At 33.0% G+C, this 18,741-nt stretch carries 14 protein-coding genes; 8 read left to right on the plus strand and 6 right to left on the minus strand.

Annotation, left to right across the window (positions count from 1 at the left end):
• Positions 1 to 951: a hypothetical protein gene (locus F0460_RS00275; protein ID WP_223810737.1), complete on the plus strand. Its 951-nt coding sequence runs from the start codon at positions 1 to 3 to the stop codon at positions 949 to 951.
• Positions 952 to 983: 32 nt separating this feature from the next.
• On the opposite strand, the gene F0460_RS00280 is transcribed toward F0460_RS00275, so the two are convergent.
• From F0460_RS00280 to F0460_RS00300, 5 genes are all read right to left on the minus strand, one after another.
• Positions 984 to 2,945: a DUF3857 domain-containing protein gene (locus F0460_RS00280; RefSeq protein ID WP_150009319.1), complete on the minus strand. Its 1,962-nt coding sequence runs from the start codon at positions 2,943 to 2,945 to the stop codon at positions 984 to 986.
• Positions 2,932 to 4,896 carry a transglutaminase domain-containing protein gene (locus F0460_RS00285; protein WP_190304054.1) on the minus strand — a complete coding sequence of 655 codons (1,965 nt, stop codon included), beginning with the start codon at positions 4,894 to 4,896 and terminating at the stop codon, positions 2,932 to 2,934. The genes F0460_RS00280 and F0460_RS00285 overlap by 14 nt, the downstream gene beginning before the upstream one ends.
• Complete coding sequence (locus F0460_RS00290) at positions 4,835 to 8,038, minus strand: toxin-antitoxin system YwqK family antitoxin (protein WP_150009321.1); 3,204 nt, start codon at positions 8,036 to 8,038, stop codon at positions 4,835 to 4,837. The genes F0460_RS00285 and F0460_RS00290 overlap by 62 nt, the downstream gene beginning before the upstream one ends.
• Before the next feature lie 108 nt (positions 8,039 to 8,146).
• On the minus strand, positions 8,147 to 8,521 hold the full coding sequence (locus F0460_RS00295) for a hypothetical protein (RefSeq protein WP_150009322.1): 375 nt from the start codon (positions 8,519 to 8,521) through the stop codon (positions 8,147 to 8,149).
• A gap of 131 nt (positions 8,522 to 8,652) precedes the next feature.
• Positions 8,653 to 9,801: an MFS transporter gene (locus F0460_RS00300; protein ID WP_150009908.1), complete on the minus strand. Its 1,149-nt coding sequence runs from the start codon at positions 9,799 to 9,801 to the stop codon at positions 8,653 to 8,655.
• A 220-nt stretch (positions 9,802 to 10,021) separates the two neighbouring features.
• Here F0460_RS00300 and F0460_RS00305 point away from each other — a divergent pair, with 220 nt between their 5' ends.
• Positions 10,022 to 10,675, plus strand: coding sequence for a DUF6891 domain-containing protein (locus tag F0460_RS00305; protein WP_223810738.1), 654 nt, complete (start codon positions 10,022 to 10,024; stop codon positions 10,673 to 10,675).
• A gap of 56 nt (positions 10,676 to 10,731) precedes the next feature.
• Here F0460_RS00305 and F0460_RS00310 read toward each other — a convergent pair whose 3' ends face one another.
• Positions 10,732 to 13,089 carry an outer membrane beta-barrel family protein gene (locus F0460_RS00310; RefSeq protein WP_150009323.1) on the minus strand — a complete coding sequence of 786 codons (2,358 nt, stop codon included), beginning with the start codon at positions 13,087 to 13,089 and terminating at the stop codon, positions 10,732 to 10,734.
• 111 nt (positions 13,090 to 13,200) lie between these two features.
• Between F0460_RS00310 and F0460_RS00315 the strand changes: the two genes are divergently transcribed.
• The 6 genes from F0460_RS00315 (at position 13,201) to F0460_RS00340 (ending at position 18,741) form a co-directional block, all read left to right on the plus strand.
• A complete protein-coding gene (locus F0460_RS00315; protein ID WP_150009324.1) occupies positions 13,201 to 14,565 on the plus strand; it encodes a sensor histidine kinase in 1,365 nt (454 codons plus the stop codon).
• Complete coding sequence (locus F0460_RS00320) at positions 14,562 to 15,248, plus strand: response regulator transcription factor (RefSeq protein ID WP_150009325.1); 687 nt, start codon at positions 14,562 to 14,564, stop codon at positions 15,246 to 15,248. Before F0460_RS00315 ends, F0460_RS00320 begins: the two co-directional genes overlap by 4 nt.
• Before the next feature lie 80 nt (positions 15,249 to 15,328).
• Positions 15,329 to 16,210, plus strand: a complete 882-nt coding sequence (locus F0460_RS00325; RefSeq protein WP_150009326.1) for a DUF72 domain-containing protein — start codon at positions 15,329 to 15,331, stop codon at positions 16,208 to 16,210.
• Between the two features lie 11 nt (positions 16,211 to 16,221).
• A complete protein-coding gene (locus F0460_RS00330) occupies positions 16,222 to 16,797 on the plus strand; it encodes a DUF1572 family protein (protein WP_150009327.1) in 576 nt (191 codons plus the stop codon).
• Between the two features lies 1 nt (position 16,798).
• Positions 16,799 to 17,524 carry a YqjF family protein gene (locus tag F0460_RS00335; RefSeq protein WP_150009328.1) on the plus strand — a complete coding sequence of 242 codons (726 nt, stop codon included), beginning with the start codon at positions 16,799 to 16,801 and terminating at the stop codon, positions 17,522 to 17,524.
• Between the two features lie 5 nt (positions 17,525 to 17,529).
• A complete protein-coding gene (locus tag F0460_RS00340) occupies positions 17,530 to 18,741 on the plus strand; it encodes a hypothetical protein (RefSeq protein WP_150009329.1) in 1,212 nt (403 codons plus the stop codon).

Genomic DNA, 18,741 nt, shown 5'->3' on the forward strand with positions numbered 1-18,741 from the left:
ATGAAAATTAAATCAAATACTCAATATCTCGGTTTTATATTGGGAATAATTTATGGGCTTGTTTTCAGATTAATTTCTGATGTGGAATATTTAGACGGATTTTATAATGTTTACAGCATAACTTTTATTTGGGTTATTCCTGCGCTTATAGGATTATTTCCCATTATGTTTTCGTCTAGCAAAATTTATTTATCGCCACTAAAATTATTTTTGTATCCTGTTTTAACTATCTTTTTGTTCTTGATTATTACATTGGTTACTGGTCTTGAAGATGTTTTTTGTTTGTTTATAATTGGTATTCCCTTTTTTATAGCGGCAGGAGTAATTGGTATTCTGTTGGGTACTTATATGAAGGATAAAATGATTAACAAAAAGATTTATTCGATCTTTTTATTACCATTGATATTGAATCCTATTGAAAATATTATTCCAAATAAATCAGAAGAATTTAAGGTTGAGCATTCGATAATTATCAACAAAAACAAATCAGAGATTTTTCCAAATTTGCTTGAAGTTCAAACCATAAATGAAAAACAGTATGGAAATGGTTTCTTTCAAATAGTAGGAATTCCAAAACCATTGAATTCCAAAATGTATAGCGATGGCGAAAATCGATATAGAATTGGATATTTTACGGACGATTTTGAGTTATATGAAAGTGTTGATACGTTGAAAGAAAATGAATTTGTAAGTTTTCAAATTCATTTAGATAAATCGCAATTAAGAAATCAGCCAACAGATATTCATTTGGTACAGAGCGATTATTTCAAATTTGGAAAAATAAGTTATAGTTTAATCGAAATAGATACGAATAAAGCAAAAGTAATTTTGTCTTGTGATTACAGATTGAATTCTAAAATGAATTTGTATGCGAATTTTTGGGCTGAAAAAATTATTTCCGATTTTGAAAAGCGATTACTAAAATCGATCAAGATTAATATAGAAACATAAAAAAACCAACCGTTAAGGTTGGTTTTTTTATATTATTTCTTTTCTAATATCACAGACAGTTTGTTGAAATCTGCAGCTGCGTTTATAATCTTTTGATATTGTGGATACACGCTTGCTGGCAGTTCTACAAATTCATAATGTTCGGTATTTTTTACAATTAACTGGTTGCCTTTAATTTCGTAAGATGATATGAAATCGGCAACAACTTTTCCTTGATAGGTTAACGATTGATTCATATTAAAAACTTCTGGGTTTTTAATCTTATAATCTGCAGGAAGCGTTAATGTAATGGTTCTGTCATAAGAATGTGGATTGTCTATTTCTATAGGTAAAACACGTTCTTTTTCTTCGTACATTTCCATTTGTTTACCAATTACTTCACCCACTTTAAATATATAATTGTTTCCGGCTTTGGTAATTAAATCTTTTGCATTGGCTTTAACATCTATCACAAAATGTTCTTTTCCTACAAATTCTAAACCTTCGTTTTTAGCTTCTACCGATGCAATTTCTGATTCAAATATATAATTTTTCGCTATAAAAGTTAACATCTCTTGATATTCCGTAGGATCAGAAAAATCTTTTGCTGGTTGAAAATTTAATGATTCATAACCATTGAATTTAATTTTTGATGCTAACGCAGGATCTGTAACGCTGTTAGAAAAATCAACATGAATATCCATAACAGACATGCTTTGATTTTTAGGGAATTCAATTGTTTTTATTTCTGAAACGGGAACTTTAATACCACCAAAGGTTTTCGTTTTTACAAATAAGCCATGGTTTCCGGCAAATTGGTCATCAAACATTGGTGTTCTGTAGGCTGGTGCTCCTGGTTCTACATAAACATCGGCTGTAGGGAAATAAAAAAGTACTTCTTTAAAATTAAGATACGATTCAAAATTTGGATCAAAAATATTCTGGAAACGGTCTGTTGTAAAAACAATTTCGTAAGGAACATTCATTTTTTTATACGCATTAGCATATAGTTTTAATAGATCGAACAAATTTCCTTGTTTGTTTTTAATGATGTCTGCTAAATTTTCATTTGCCGAAAAATATCGATTGTACTGTATATTTTCTTTTATGTTTTTTTCGATATTCTGAATTTGCGCAAGTGGATCTGATGTTTTTTGAAATTTCTTTATAAAATTTTCTAATGCTTTTTCTTCTGCTTTTGAAAGTTCGCGGTGATAAGCTTCGTATAAGCTTTTAGCATAATCGGAATGATTGTGTATGTTTTTGGTATTCGTAGAAATGTTTTCGTCTAATTTATAACTAAAGCGTTGACTGTTTTTAAGCATATTGCTTTGGCGTTCGTTATCAGGAATAGACGGAATATTGAAAGCTTCTACAAAAAGTGAGTTTTTTTCTTTATAGCTTTTTAGTTTGCTTTCGGCTTTAGGGAATCCGTTGTATGATGCCGAACTAAACAGTAAACGTTCTGGGTAAATAAGTTCTATTGTGGTTCTTAAAACAGGAGCATTACTTTGTAATTTTAAGGAGCTACCAGAAATTTCGGGTTCTTTTTTTATAATGTGAAATTTTTCTATAATTGCTCCTTTCTCTAATCCGTTTACTGCAAAATAATTATACTTTGTTTGCCTTTGTTCGTCAATTTCTTCTTTAATATCAGATTGTTTCAACTCTATAATTTTGCCATTTTTAAGTATAACACGTAATTTATTGGCAATAAGATTGTCGTTCATGCCGGCCGGAATGTAAACTTTGTTGTTACGTTCAATGGCATTATCAGAATTTATTAATTTTTTTTCATGTACAAGGCGGTATTCCGATGCTGTATCATCTTCAAAAACAAATTCAGATTTAATGTGGCGCTCTAAAATAATTTCTTCTTCTTTTTGAAATTTTGGATCTATTTTATATTCTGCTGTTGAAAATTCGTAGTTCTTAAACTCAAATTTCTGTGCTTTCATATTCCATACACTTACAGAAATGAAAAGGGTTAGTAGTACACTTTTAATTTTTATCATTTTTTTTGATTATAATGGTTTCTAAATAGTTTTCTTTTAGTTTTTTTAATGATTCGTTCCACAAAGCAAATTGTTGAGGGGCAATTAGTGTTTGCTTTATTTGCACATTGTAATTTAATTCTATAGTGGCATCTTTTTTAGAATAGCTAAAGTTAAAAGCTATTAAATCGTTAGAAAAAGATGCGTTTTCTGGTAAATATGTTATTTCGGTTCCTTTTGGAATTTTTAGTGAAACGCGGTATGACTGATTACTTAAAAATTCGTGATCGTATGTTTGTGAACGGGTAGGTTCAAAAGCATCGTTTTGAAAAGGTTTGTCTAAGGTAAGATTTACATACATTTCGTCACCAGAACTTACTACGTAATTATCTAATTCAAAAATATAGGTAATGGTGTAAGGTTGTTCGTTATTGTCGAAATCTTTTTCGGTAAAATCAGAAAGCTTAAACTTGTTATTTCCTTTTTCCAATAAAGAAAAAACATACTCTTTTCTATGGCGTGCATTGTCGCCAATTACATTACGACACTGTGTTGCTGCCAAACCATTTGCAGCGTACACACCTTTTCCAATAATTTTTTGTTCGGATAATGAAATATCTATTACATCAGTAATGTTGTTTAACTGCGCATCAACTTCCGGTACTGTTGCTATAATGTACGAACTGTTTTGAGCAATAAGCGCTTCTTTACCTTGAATAAAACCAGAAGGCATGCCAAAAGGTACATTTGCATCTGTAGCATCAAGGTATATTTTCTTTCCGTCTTTAATATATGTCGCAATCATGTGATTGTCTACCGCAGGCGTGGGAAGTTGCTGATAGGTGTAAGGTAATTCGCGTGTGCCAATCCAAGTGAAATTTACGTTTGGTACATTCACATATTTAGCCATTTCGGTAATTATACTCGTCATATCCTTACAATCTCCAAATTTACGTTCAAACACTTTATCTGCTTCTCTAGGAATAAAACCTTCGTAGCCACTTTCAAACGCAACATATTTAATGTTTTTTTGAACCCACTTAAAAATGGTTTTCATTTTCTCGTCATTGGTAGTACAATTTTTTGTTAGATCTACCGTAAAAGCTTTTAAATCGGCACTTTCTTTTTGGTTTATTTTTGATATAAAGTTGTGATAATACGTATATAGTTTATCAACCGATCCTAAAACAGGTACCAATTGATCTTTGGTTTTGTATTCTGAAATCCAAAAGTGAAGGTGTGGTGTTTCGTACATATTTCCGGCAGAACCTCCATCGCCTTTCATGGCGGGTATGTTTTCTTTTTTAAATGTTGTAGTGGTAACTCCTTTTTTAGATTCGGTACTAATATCTAACGTGTTTTTATCAATATTAAACAACCTATAATCTATTTTTACTGTTTCTGGGTGACTTATTTTTAAGGTTCTTTTTTCGTTTACATAACCTGTTGCAAACATAAATCTGTGCAGTAAAAACGGATCGGCAAATTCAATTTTATACTTTAAAACTTTTTTGCTACCGCTGGTAAGGTTGGCATAATTAAAGGTTTTAAGTTTTACATCGCTATCAAAAACACTTTGGCGGTCTAGTTTTTTATCTGCAATATGTGCAACATCGGTTTTTTTTTGTCTACCGTTTATAGTGTTTAACGTGTAAGCTTCGTATGATTTTATAGGAGAAAGATCAGAAAAAACAATGCTTTCTACAGCGCTAAATCCACCTTTATCACTAATAATCATAGACTCTTCGTGGTTATCTTGTGAGATAACCAATTGATTGTTTTTGTTGACGTCTATATGATAATGTTCTACATAATCTGTTACGATTTCTGATTGTCCCGGATATTTTTGTTGCGGGTTTGAAACAGGTTGTGCATTACCAATAACGCCTGAAAACAGTAAAACTATTAAGCTAAATCGCCACCAAAATATCTGAATCATAGGTGTAGTTATGTTTAATTTTATTGTTTTCATAAATTTTATAGTTTCCATGAATTTCATCTTCAGAATATTCGGTTTCAATCAATTTGTCGCCGTTTTTATCAAAGTAAATGGTGTTTCCTTCTTGTTTGCCATTTATAAATGACGTTTGCATATAACGCTGACCGTTTTCGTAATTAATATGTTGACTGCCGTTTAACCAACCAGAATTGTATTGAACATGGTATGCTAAAGATCCGTCTTCGAAATTTAACTTATAATCGCCGTTATACAGAAAGTTTTTAAAATTAATTTCTAATGCCTTTTTTCCGTTTTTATAATAGGACTCTATTTTATTAGTTTCTTTAGTAAAAGGTGTTTTGCTTGATAATTCGCCATTTTTATCTACCGTTTGATAGCTTGTTGGTGTGTCATAATAATAATGAATAATTGCAAGTGTTTCGCCGTTTGTTCCAAAAATAGTGTTGGTTCCGTGGCGTTGGTCGTTAATATAATTTACCTCGGTAGATTTTTTATTTATTCCCGGAATAAAAATCGTTCTTACAAAATTTTCTTTACCCCATTCAAACTGCAAACTATTGGTAAGATTGCCTAAATGATCATATTTTTTAGAAAAACCGTGGCGTTTACCTGCAAAATAATCTGCTTCATATGTAAGTTTGCCGGTTGGGGCATTGTAAATTTGTTTTCCGTGTAATACGTTATTTACATAGTTTTCTTTGTTCAATACTAAACTACCCGCTTGTTTTACAGATGTTCCGTGTAATTGTCCGTTTTTTAGTTCAACAGTTTTAGTAATTGCGGTAGTTTCTTTAATAGTAAATTTTCCGTTTTTTTCTGCAAAATCAAAAGTAAAAGGTGTATCTAACAAGTAAAATGTAGAAGCTAAAGTTAAATTAGAGCTTAGTATATCTTTACGATAAAGTGTTTGGTTTTGTGTGTAACTAAACTTTTCGTTTTCTAAGTTATTATTAGTGTAGAATGAATTTGTAGAGATTTTACCATTATCATAATACAAAATTTCCGGACCATTTAAACCGTTTTCATCATAATACTGTGTGTATTTTATTTTGTTGTTCCAAAAATCTTCAAACAAACCATTGTATAGATTTTCTTTGTACGAAACTTTATAATCTCTTTGACCGTTGTTTAAAAATGTTTCAATTTTTAAATAATCTCCATTGTTATCAAAAGTTGTTTTGCTTTTTAAATATCCTAACTCATTATAATAGCTCCATTCGCCAACCGGTTTACTTTTTTCGAACGATCCTTCTGCAATAAGATTTCCTAATGCATTGTAATTTTGGTATTGCGTTTTATCTTTGTTTTTTAACGCAGGTGCATTCGCAAATTGAAACTCTGAATGGCTGTATTTTCCATTTTTGAAAAAGTGTGTTTGATACTTATGTCCGTTTTCATCAAAGCTTTCTTCAGAAATTAAGTTCTCTTTTGCGTCATAATTTTCTTTTTCAAGCAATTTTCCATCAACAGAAAAAAGCTCACTAGAAACAATTTTATGATCTTTATAAGTAATTTGGTTTTCTATTTTTTTGTTAGAATGGTAGCTTGTATAAGTTACAGGTTTTCCTTTAATGTATTTAGATTCTAATTTTAAGGTGCCGTTGTCGTAATATTCTAAAAAATTACCATCTATTTCATTATCTGTGTAGTTGGTGTCTAATACCAAAGTACCTGTTTCGTTATAACGTTTGTATTCGCCGTTAAATAAACCATTTTTGTAATTTGCAATTATTTTTTTTGTACCGTCAGCGTAGAAACATTCCGAAAGTCCGTTATAAGAATCATCTACATAAGTGCCTTCACAGTTTTTACCTGATGTAGGATAGTAAGTGGTGTATTTACCGTCTGCCTTTCCGTTTTTAGAATTTAAATCTAAAATTAATTGTTTGTTTACGTCGTAATTTTTTATAGCGCCAGTTATTTCTCCGTTTACATAATTTTCAGAGTAGTTTAAGTTTCCATTAGTTTGGTAATAATTTTTTACACCGTTTAAATTATTGTTTTTATAAGTAATGTCTGCCTTTTTTGTGCCTAAAAAATCTTCTACAATTCCAGTTCCTTCTAATTCATTTTCTTTATTAAGGGGTAAAAAAACTTTTTCATTGTTTTCTCTAAAAACTTTATATTTTTGATTTCCTCTGTAACCAATAAAGTAGTTCTCTGTTATTTTTGGAATTAAAAAGTTATCTACGTAATTTTTAATTTCTTTATCGTTTTTAGAATATTCTTTTTCAAAATTGGAACTTATAGATCCAAGTGAAAGGTATAAATAGTTTTTTGTATGTTTTGCCAACGCAATTTCTTTGAAATGTTTACCAAATTGATTTTCAAAGTAGCCGTTTTTAATATCGTGCGTTTCAAAATAATCAATAATGGCTTGCATGTTTCTTACAACAATATCATCAATCCCAATTTTTAATTGATAATTTGTATGATACTGAACTTGAGCGTTTAAAAGTTCTTCTAGTTCTTTAAATTGATCGCCCGTTTCTGAATATTTTAATGTTGGTTTATTGTTGTAGTTTTGGTGGTATTTTTTGTTTAAAGTACTTAATGAGCTTATAGCGTTTGATGAAAGTGGATCAAGCATTAAAAAGGTCATCAACGACAAACTGCCTTCTACAATTTTACCGTCTTCTAAAGCCAAATTACCTAAATGAAATAGCACGCTTGTGTGCGAAGGATCTATTGATATGATTTTTTTATAAAGATCTAAAACTTCTTGGTTTTTTTTCTGTTTGTAAAGAACTACTGCTTTATTTAGTAGCAAATGTGTAGATTCTGGATTATTCTTTAAGCCTAAATCAAACATTTGTATTGCTTCATCTAGCTTATTATTTTCACTTAAAACAATTCCATGAAGTGCTAATAAATAAGGTGCTTCTAAATGTTTTTTTTCTTCGAAAAGTTGTGTTGATAGTTTTAAAGCTTCATCCAGCTTTCTATCTGCAAGTAATGAATTAATAATTTCGTATTGAGCAGAAATATATTTTGGATCGCTAATATTTACTTTACTAAAATCTGCTATTGCTTTGTCGTAAGCTTTGTTGTTATGTTGTTCTATACCCGAAGAAATAAATTCTTCAGCCGAATACTTTTGACCAAATGAAGGGATTGAAATTAACGTTAGTAGCGCTAAATACTTGTTTTTCATAAGTGTTAGGTTATGTGAAATTGTGTTAAAAATAACTTAATAATTCAAGTAAATATAAAAAAAAGAGCCATATTAAAAAATATGACTCTTAAAAAAAAATGTTTAATTTTATCTGTTGGCATCAGCCGTCCAAGTTGAACCATCTTTTAAATACAGAATGGTTAATTTACTTGCTGTAATTCTTATGTAATGTGTTTCGGTAGAACCAATCATCACTGCAGAATTTTCGTTTTTCTCAATTTCGATTCCGGTAATATCAGGAATACTGTCCGAAAATAAGAAGTTGTATTTATCGCCTACTTTTACAACCTGTACGTGTCCGTTATCATTCGATTTACTTTCATCGCCGTTGGCAAATGTTACTTTACCGTTGTATCTACCAATAAAAAAATCGTTGTTTGCTGGATCGTCATCATCACTACATGCTGTAAAAACAAAGATTGATAAACATAAAATTCCGAAAATCTTTAAAATACTTTTCATAGCTTTTTAATATTTAATGTTACAATGTGTATAAACCAAGCATTGTGCCACAACATAGATATCGCTAATTAAAGGGGGTGTAATTTATCAGAAATATAAATTATGGTTATTTTTTCTACAAAAAGTGTAATTTATCGTAGTAAAAACCTTTTTAAGTAAACAGTTGCAAGCATTGCACCAATGCCCGCCATACCCACACCAACCAATACAGGCGAATTATAAGCATAACCAAGTGTGATTGGGATTCCACCTAAATAAGCTCCTAAAGTATTGCCAATGTTGAAACTCGCTTGTCCGGCTGCTGCAGCTATATTTTCAGATCCTTTTGCAGATGTAATCAGCATCATTTGTAGTGGTGATCCAATAGTAAAAGCAACCAAGCCTGTAACAAATGCCATTACATAAGCTAACGATGTTATGTGTGCCGTAAAATAAACCGTAACAAGTGTAAGTGCCATAGTGGTAAAACAAGCAATAGCCGCTTTTGTAGGGGAAATAGTATCTGCAAGTTTTCCACCTAAAATATTTCCAATGAACATTCCCAAACCGACTAAAACCATAATATAAGGAACGCGGTCTTCTTGTAAACCGCCCACTTTTGTAACCATTGGCGAAATGTAGGTGATCCATGAAAACAAACCACCTGTTCCAATAGAAATAACAGCGACAATTATCCAAGCTTTCGCCTGTTTAAAGTACGAAAGCTGCTGTCTTAAATCGCCATTTGTTTTGTTGTTCATATTTGGCAGCCAAAAGTAAATGCTTGCAATGGTGATTAATCCCAAAGCTGCAATGATTCCATAAGTAATTCGCCACGAATAATGATGCCCAATGTACGTACCAAGCGGAACTCCTGCTAAATTTGCAATGGTCATACCCGTGAACATAAAGGCAATTGCCTGCGCTTCTTTTCCTTTTTGAACCAACTGTGCTGCAACTACCGATCCTACACCAAAAAAGGCACCGTGTGGCAAGCCCGACATAAACCTGCTTATTGCCAATGTATTGTAATCGGGTGCAATGGCAAATAATCCGTTAAAAACTATAAAAAGCAACATTAACAGCAGCAACACTTTTTTAGGAGCGATCTTTCCCGTAAAAATGGTTAAAATAGGTGCGCCAACTACAACACCTAATGCATATAAAGCAATAAAATGGGCTGCCTGCGTAATTTCAATCTGCTGGTCTTTAGCAATATCCTGCAAAATTCCCATCATGGTAAATTCCGTCATACCAATAGCTAATCCGCCAAATGCCAAAGCAATTAATCCTTTATTCATCATCTTAAAATATCAATTTGCAAAGGTAACGCTTACTTGACAAAACCGCTGTGCCCAAATAAACTTCTTTTAAAGGCAGCGTTGTTTTAACGTTATCATTTGTATTAATTAGAAAAAAAATATAAAAAATTAATAGCTGGTGTATAAAATTTAAATGGAATTAATATATTCGTACTATTAAAAATTTAAAATAGTTAAAAGGCTAAAAAGCACATTTAATATGAAACAGAGTATGTCTGAAGATCAACAGTTTATTTTTGATTCTATTTACACGCAGGTACGTTCAGGATTTTACAGTTTAGAGGATGTTCAGAACAATATTATCGAAGAAATTGAAGACAATGGTTTTGAAGACGAGATTTCCGAAGATTGGGCATACGAACAGATTGATCGTGTGAACGAAGAACTTTTAAAGGAAAGTGAATCTTGGGGCGAAAACACGCAAACCACACGTTTAATTGCTGCTTTTGATGAGTTGGCAGAATCTAAAATCATTGCACTTCATTATACAGGATTTACAAATGACGACGGGGAATATGAAGTTACTGAAGTAGAGCGTACTTTGATTGATAACGACGAAAAATCGGAAGGATATTGTTTTTACCACGGTCAGGATATGGAACGCGCAGTTCGTGGCGAAGGTTTGTACATCAGTTTTCAAAAGATAAACAACGTAAGCGATGTTGTTAGCAGAGAAGTTGCCCAAAAAATTGTGGAAGTTTTACAAAAACACAATTTAAAGGTTGATTGGAACGGCAAAGCTGCAACTCGTATTTTTCTGCCCGATTTTAAATGGGAACGAATTTATAACGAAGACGATCGCGATTTATTGAATTACAACTACGTAATCGACGCGATTTTACTGAATAAATAATAAAAAGCCACTCAAACGAGTGGCTTTTTTAATTAACTAATTCTAAAAAAATGTAATCATAAGCGGTTTTGTTCGTCTGTTTTTTCTATTCTTTGAGCCGTTTTTAACGATTGGTTTCCAAACTGATATCGAAGTGTAATCATAAAATTTCGGGTATCGGCAGCATCTAAAAAGTAATTGTTCTGGTTGGCGTATTTTGTACTGATCTTCATTTTTTCGCTGTAAAAAATATCGTTAAAAGCAATCGATGCATCTAACTTTTTATTAAAAAACTTACGTGTCATTTGTAAAGATGTGCTTGAAAAGCTTGATATGTTAAACGTTCCCTGAATGGTTGGCGATGTATAAAAGAAACTCGTGTTTAAAACCCAGTCAGCTGCTTGGTTTAACTGAATCTGTACGTTGGTTCTTCCGTTAAAAGTCAGTTTTTTATTCTCGTACAATTGGTTTTTTAAATCCCAGAAATATTGTTGGCGGTATTCGGTATTTGTACTAAAATCGACAGATAATTTTTCAGAAATTTCAAAGTTTTTGTAAAGTTGCAAACCTGCAGCGTTTTCAGATTTTATATTGGTGTATCGGTACATTAAATTTTTGGTTTCGGGAATTTGAAAGTTTATTTCCATGGCAGGAAATTTCTCGTAACGGTAATAAGGTGTAATGATTGTGTTTTTAAAACTGTAATTTAATTCGATATTATGCGTAATGGTTGGTCGCAAACGCGGATCACCTTGAAAATACGAGAATTCGTTGTAATATGATTTTGCCGGATTTAACCACGAATAATAAGGTCGCGTAATTCTTTTTCCGTACGAGATGCCCAATTGTTGCGAATTCTGAAAATTATACTGCGCATATAATGTAGGAAACCACTGTAAATACGATTGTTTGTTCACATCTGCAGGTTGTTTTACTACTCCTTCCAACTGTGTGTATTCAGCTCGTAAGCCGGCTTTAAAAGACCATTTTTCTAAATCGTAACTAAAACTGCTATACGCTGCGTAATTTTTTTCAGTATAATTAAAATCGTTGCTTTTATCGGGATTCAACTGTAAATTTCCACTGTCATCATCAGAAAAAAGCATGGTGAAATCAGACGAAATGGTGCTGAACTTTAATCCGTTGTCCCACATAAATTTGTCTTTTTTGTAAGAATCATCAACCTGAACGGCAAAAACCTGCGTGTTACTTTCTTCATCATTCGTAAATTGATTTCTTAAAGTTGGATATTGAGTGATAATATCCTGAAACTTGGTTTTTGAATTGTTGGTAAATTGAGCGGTCGATGAAAAAGTATGAACTTTCAATTTCTTCTGAAATTGAGCGTACGTATTGATCTGATTGTTGTTTTCGTTATGATCGTTTATCGTGTTAAACTGCGAAATAACATCGTTTGCGCTATTCGTGATTACCGTTGGAATGTTGTATAAACCGTGCAAATTTGGCTGATAAAAACCGTTGATTCCTACATTAAAACTGGTTAAAGAATCTTTTTCATAACCAATCATAGCGTTCCAAGTGTTCTGCGATTTGCTGGTGTCTTTGCGGTTGGTAATGGTTCTCCAGGCTGTAGTATCTTCTTCGTAAAAAACATAATCTTTGCTTTTGCGAACGTAATTTCCGCCACCATGATAGTAACTCGCGGCAAAATTCCATTTGCCAATATTGTAAAAATTGCTTATTCCGGCTACACCTTTGGCATACATACTTTGCTCGTATTTACTGAAAAGCGTTCCTTTGTACCCCAACAATTTGTTCTGTTTTAGTTTGATGTTTACAATGGCAGCGCCCGATGCTTCGTACTGTGCCGGCGGATTTGTAATAACTTCTATAGCCTGCAGTTCGTTACCCGGAGTGTTTTCTAACAACGTTTGCAGCTCTTGCGACGACATCATCCATCTTTTATCGTTAATAGTAACCAAAATACTGCTGTTGTTGCGTACCTGCAAACTGCTGTTTTTAACGGTGATGTTCGGTGTGCGCTTTAAAATTTCCCACGTATTTAAATTACTTAACGAACTGTTTTCAACATCAAACACCATACGGTCTATTTTCTGTTTCACTTTTGGGCGTTTAACGCTTATGGTTAATTCGGTCAGTTGTTCTTCTAATGGAATCAGATATAATTTTAATGCGTTTTTTTGATATTCGATTGAAATTTGCTGTTGCAACGGTTGATGAAAATCATCATTAATATCCAAAATAATTTCCGGTTGATCTGTGATTATTTCAAAGTTTCCCAATGAATCTGTCGCCACCGATTGCTGATAGTTTTTTGAAACATCAAGAATTCTAATTTCTAAATACGAAACAGGAATATCGTCTTTTGTATAAACCGTGCCGCTAATATTTTGTTGCTGTGCCCAAATTTGCATGCAGCATAAAAGCATCCAAACAAGTGTAATTTTTTTCATGTGATTATTTTTTACAAATGTGTGGCTATTTTTGCAGTGCGTGGGTTAACGAACGGTTAATGGGCGGTTAACGTGTTTTTACACATAATAGTTTTTTTATATTTGTTACTGATGAAAAACGTAAGAAAACATCCTATCATTTATTTTTCGCTGCTGTTTGTGGTACTCGCTGCAATACAGTCGTACTTTTTGTACAATACCGTTTTGCTGAAAAAAAACGAAATTAAAAGTAAAGCCAAAGAAATATTTGAAAAGTCAACGGTTGATTATTCGTTTTTGGAAGATACCCGTTGGGATGAAAGTTTACATCTGTGGCAAGAATTCGATAGTAAAGTAGCTGCCCAACAGCATTTTGAAACAGAAATGAAATTGAAAAACGATAGCTTTGCTAGAGCTTTGCGTGCGTATGTGAAACAACAATATAAAGAAAGCGGTTTAGAATTAGCGTTTAAAAAAGAATTGCTGGGTGTGTACGATAAAACAAATAATCAGCAAATAGTTTCAAAACCTATTGTTATTTATGCAACCAATCCTAAACCGGTTGAAAATTATTTGTTGAGTGAATCAAAATGGGAATCTACCCAATCAAATTCAACAACCGAAACACAAAGAGATACACTGAATACAAAAAGTTTTGACGATAGAATTGATATTGCCCGCACTTATGAAAAATCTGTTTCTAAAACGGATGAACGAAGTTATGTGATTCAACAGGCAATGTATTACGATATTTTAAATATGAATATGATTCTGTTTAAAGAACTTTGGGGGTTGTTCGCGGTTTCGATATTTATAATGATTATGGTGCTTGTGTTGTATTTTCAATCGTACAAAAAGTATAACGAACAACGCAAACAGGTTTTATTGCTGCATGATACCATTGATAATATTTCGCACGAATTTAAAACGCCTTTGGCAACGTTGAAAATTGCTTCAAAACAAATTCAAAAAGCGTACAGTACAGAAACACTGACATTGATGGATCGACAAATTAATCGGTTGGAACATCTTTTAAAACCTTTAAATACGGAAGATTTACAAAATAATCACGCAACAAAAACGCAGATTGTAGCATTTACAGATGATTATAAAACGCTGTACCCACATATTAACTGGGGTATTTCTATTGAAAGTAGTAATGACGAATTAACGGTAAATGCTGCCGATATCGAGACCATTTTAGGAAATCTGATGGATAACAGCATTAAGTACGGCGGAAAAAGCATACAAATTAAGATTCTGCAAAAAGAGAACTCTTTAAAAATTGATGTTGTTGATGACGGAATCGGCATGGCTGCAAACGAACAAAAATATATTTTCGATAAGTATTACCGGGTTCCCATAAACAATATTCACAGCGTAAAAGGTTTGGGCGTAGGTTTGTATCTGGTAAGCAAAATTGTGCAGAAATATCAGGGGATTATTCAGGTTAAAAGCAATTTGGGCAAGGGGTGTCATTTAAGTATCGAACTATGAAAAAAGTAGCAGTTTTATTGGTTGAAGATGAATATGATTTTGGTTTTATATTGAAACAATACCTTGAAATGTATGAGTTTAATGTGCACTGGTATCAAAATCCTATGCAGGCATTAGATGACTTTACGGCTGTAAACCAATGTGATATTGCTATTTTAGACGTAATGCTGCCCGAAATGGACGGATTTACATTGGCAAAAAAACTACAAAAAAAAACTGATTTTCCGTTTTTGTTCCTTACAGCAAAAAATCAACAGATCGATCGTATTTTAGGATTAAAACTCGGTGCAGATGATTACATCTCAAAACCTTGCGATCCCGAAGAATTAATCTTACGGATAAAAAATATTCTAAACCGCAAAGGGTATAAATCTGTAAATGATGAAATCCTAATTGGCAATTATATTTTCAAACCAAAACAGTTGATATTACAGCATTCAGACACAGATTATCAGTTGACCGAACGTGAAGTTTCACTGCTTTTACTCCTTACGCAATACAACAATCAGGTAGTGACTCGCGAAATTATTTTACAGCACGTTTGGAAAAATACCGATTATTTTACAGGCAGAAGCATGGATGTTTTTATAAGCCGCTTACGTAAATACTTTCAAAACGACGATCGTATTAAAATTCAGTCAATTCGCGGTGTAGGTTTTCATGTGGTCTTTCCGGTAGATTAGATAGAATCAATTCAGAACGTTATAATTATCAACAATTATTATCGACAGTTTTTAAGAAAAAAACTATCTTTAAATAAAAAATGAAATTTGGAAAAGTTGCCGATCCATCTTTGGTCGATTTTACCTTACCGCCAATTGCGTCCGAAACTTATGCCGTTTTAGGAAAAAATCCTAAAGGTAATTTCGAAGTTTTTGTAGGTTGCGCCAAATGGAACAAATCCGATTTAAAAAACTTCTATCCAAAAGGCACAAAAGACGAACTGACTTATTATTCGCAACAGTTCAACAGTATCGAGCTGAATGCTACCTATTACAGTTCACCGTCTAAAGATCAGGTGCAGATTTGGAATGATAAAACACCCGAAAGCTTTAAGTTTTTTCCTAAAATTCCGCAATCAATAAGTCATTACAGCAGGTTGTTGAACACCAATGAAAAAGTATTGGCATTTACCGATGCTTTAGCGTTTTTCGATGATAAGTTAGGAATGATTTTCCTACAAATGCACGAAAACTTCAAACCAAAAGATTTTGATCGTTTACATAAATTTATCGAAGAATTCCCAAAAGGTTTTCCATTAGCTGTTGAGGTTCGTAACGAAGAATGGTTTGCAGATAAAACTATTTTTAATCAATATTGTAATTTGTTGCAAAAGCATAATGTGGCAAATATTATTGTTGATACTGCCGGTCGCCGTGACATGCTGCACATGCGTTTAACGGGCAACACGGCTTTTGTGCGATACGTTGGTGCAAATACCGCCGATGATTATGATCGATTAAACGATTGGCTTACAGTTCTTAAAGATTGGCGCGAAAGTGGTTTGCAAAAACTATATTTCTTTATTCATCAAAATACCGAATTAGAATCGCCTTTGCTGGCAACACATTTCATAAAGCAATTGAATGATGCTTTTAAATTAGAGCTTCCATATCCCGGAAAAAACGAATTGTCATTATTTTAAAACAGAAACAAATGGAATCAACATTTATAGAAAGTGTAAAAAAACAGTTTGCCTATTACAAACATTTGGGCGATAAAACGTTTGAACAGTTACAGGAACCCGATTTCTTTTGGCAGTTTAACCCAGAAAGCAACAGCATTACCGTTATTGTGAAGCATTTGTGGGGAAACATGCTTTCGCGTTGGACCGATATTTTTACAACCGATGGTGAAAAAGAATGGCGTAACCGCGACAGTGAGTTTGAAGCCGATTTAAAATCTGCAACCGAAGTTTTAGAAAAATGGGAAGCCGGTTGGAATTGCTTGTTTAACACCTTGAACAGTTTGTCTGAAAGTGATTTGAACAAAATCATCTATATCCGTAACGAAGGGCATACGGTGCAGGAGGCCATTAACCGACAATTGGCGCATTACCCGTATCACGTGGGGCAGATTGTATTTATCGGCAAAATGATTCAAAATGAAAAGTGGCAATCGTTATCAATTCCCCGAAATAAATCAAATCAATACAATGCTGAAAAATTTTCTACAGAAAAGCAACGCAGACATTTTACCGATGATTTATTGAACGATAAAAATCAGGAATGATATGGGATTATCAATCAAAAAAATACTGAAACAAACCGATCACCGAACTTGGGATTATCCTAAACAGCCTTATAGTTTTTATCAGGAATGGAACCGCGCCTTGTTTTTTCATTGGAAAGTTGATGCCGATATTTTGCAGGAATTAATTCCCGATGGTTTAACAATTGACCTATTCAATAACGAATCTTACGTGTCGTTGGTGGCTTTTACTATGGAAAAAATCCGACCACGATTTTTGCCTCCGTTTGCACCAATTTCTAATTTCGATGAGATCAACCTGCGAACTTATGTTGTAAAAGACGATATTCCGGGCGTGTATTTTTTAAACATCGAAGCAAGTAAAATCATTTCGGTAGCCGTTTCAAAATTATTGTCGGTTTTACCTTATGAACATGCCGATATGTATCGAAACAATAAAGATTATTTTCAATCGGTTTTTAAAAAGAAGAATTTCTCGTTTGCTGCAAAGTATGAAATCGGAACAGAAATAACTGATAAAACCGATTTAGATTGTTTTTTAACCGAGCGATATTGCTTGTATGTTGATGCCAATGAAAATTTGTATCGATACGATATTCATCATATTCCTTGGCCTTTGCAGCAGCTAACACTATACGAATTACAGACAGATTATGTTTTGGGCGATTTAAATTTGAACGAACTTCCTTTAAAAGTTCAGTATTCAAGCGGTGTGCAGGTTATTGCATGGAATAAAATACAAGTTTAGTTTTTATGGAAGATTTGTATAACAGCATTATGCAGCAAGAAGTTGATGCCGCCTTACTGATTTGCGCGCTGGTAGTTTCACTTATTGTTGCATTTTTTCATTACATGATATTTACCGGATTGTACAAAATTAATCTGGGCAACTTTTTTTTTGCCGTGTATCCGCTACTGTTGGTGGTTCTTTATTTTATTCAACCGCAATTTATGTTGATTGGGATCGGCGGTTTGTTTGTGTTGACATTTCCAATGGTATTGTTGGGCATCATAATTATTGCGCCCGCTTTAGGTATTCGGGAACGCGTAAATTATCAAAATAAACAACAGGAATTAGCTCGAATTACCAATAAAAATGCACAATATCTTAAACCGGCAAAAAAGAAGAATTGGATTTGGGAATTACTCAAAAGTCTATTTTTTATCGCATGCTTTTTTGGATCTTTCGCCGTTTTAGGGTTTTTCGGACCCATTTTATTAATTGTTCTAACAGCAATAATCGGTAAAAAAAGATCGGGAAGCAGTTTAATGAAGCTGCAAAAATCGTTGCCAACATCAAAAATACGGTCAGTTGCAATGGGATTGGCAGAAATTCAGGGAAAAATTATAATTGATGAAGCCTTAACAAGCCGAGTTAAATGTAAGCGTTGTGCCGGATATTACTATTTGATACAGGAAATTAGTCACGACGATGACGGTAAAGAACAATTATCAACCATACATACCGATTTTTTGTACAATCCATTTTTTTTGGAAGATGAAACCGGAAGAATAAAAGTAATTCCCGATAAATTGCAGTTGCTTCACTTTAGCGAATACTCGTACCGAAGCAATGGTAAAAAATATACCGAATACGTTTTGGAAGAAGATGATAAACTGTATTTAATGATCGGAAAGGCTTCGATAGAAAATAACAAACCCGTTTTTGTATACGATGAAAACAAACGAATTTTATCGATAACACCAACAACTGCCGTAGAAAAACACGATCAGGCAATGTATTATTTATCGAAAGCACGTCCTTACATCATCGCATTTTTATTGTGGGCGGCATTTATACTTTCGTCGGATATTCGTGTAACATCGTCTGGTGTTTCGGTTAGTCCACACAGGTATTTAAACAAAAATTTTGGTATTTTTAAAAATAATAAATCAGAAAAAGAAGAACAGGTAATTAACGATAATAGCGACGAAGCTATTTATGCGGAACCTGTTGAAAATTAA

Source organism: Paenimyroides baculatum (assembly GCF_008629655.1).
GTDB classification, from domain to species: domain Bacteria; phylum Bacteroidota; class Bacteroidia; order Flavobacteriales; family Flavobacteriaceae; genus Flavobacterium; species Flavobacterium baculatum.

Bases quoted from the DNA above. Each gene is read 5' to 3' on its own strand.
- F0460_RS00275 (WP_223810737.1), top strand. From the start codon at position 1: ATGAAAATTAAATCAAATACTCAATATCTCGGTTTTATATTGGGAATA.
- F0460_RS00280 (WP_150009319.1), bottom strand. From the start codon at position 2,945: ATGATAAAAATTAAAAGTGTACTACTAACCCTTTTCATTTCTGTAAGT.
- F0460_RS00285 (WP_190304054.1), bottom strand. From the start codon at position 4,896: ATGAAAACAATAAAATTAAACATAACTACACCTATGATTCAGATATTT.
- F0460_RS00290 (WP_150009321.1), bottom strand. From the start codon at position 8,038: ATGAAAAACAAGTATTTAGCGCTACTAACGTTAATTTCAATCCCTTCA.
- F0460_RS00295 (WP_150009322.1), bottom strand. From the start codon at position 8,521: ATGAAAAGTATTTTAAAGATTTTCGGAATTTTATGTTTATCAATCTTT.
- F0460_RS00300 (WP_150009908.1), bottom strand. From the start codon at position 9,801: ATGAATAAAGGATTAATTGCTTTGGCATTTGGCGGATTAGCTATTGGT.
- F0460_RS00305 (WP_223810738.1), top strand. From the start codon at position 10,022: ATGAAACAGAGTATGTCTGAAGATCAACAGTTTATTTTTGATTCTATT.
- F0460_RS00310 (WP_150009323.1), bottom strand. From the start codon at position 13,089: ATGAAAAAAATTACACTTGTTTGGATGCTTTTATGCTGCATGCAAATT.
- F0460_RS00315 (WP_150009324.1), top strand. From the start codon at position 13,201: ATGAAAAACGTAAGAAAACATCCTATCATTTATTTTTCGCTGCTGTTT.
- F0460_RS00320 (WP_150009325.1), top strand. From the start codon at position 14,562: ATGAAAAAAGTAGCAGTTTTATTGGTTGAAGATGAATATGATTTTGGT.
- F0460_RS00325 (WP_150009326.1), top strand. From the start codon at position 15,329: ATGAAATTTGGAAAAGTTGCCGATCCATCTTTGGTCGATTTTACCTTA.
- F0460_RS00330 (WP_150009327.1), top strand. From the start codon at position 16,222: ATGGAATCAACATTTATAGAAAGTGTAAAAAAACAGTTTGCCTATTAC.
- F0460_RS00335 (WP_150009328.1), top strand. From the start codon at position 16,799: ATGGGATTATCAATCAAAAAAATACTGAAACAAACCGATCACCGAACT.
- F0460_RS00340 (WP_150009329.1), top strand. From the start codon at position 17,530: ATGGAAGATTTGTATAACAGCATTATGCAGCAAGAAGTTGATGCCGCC.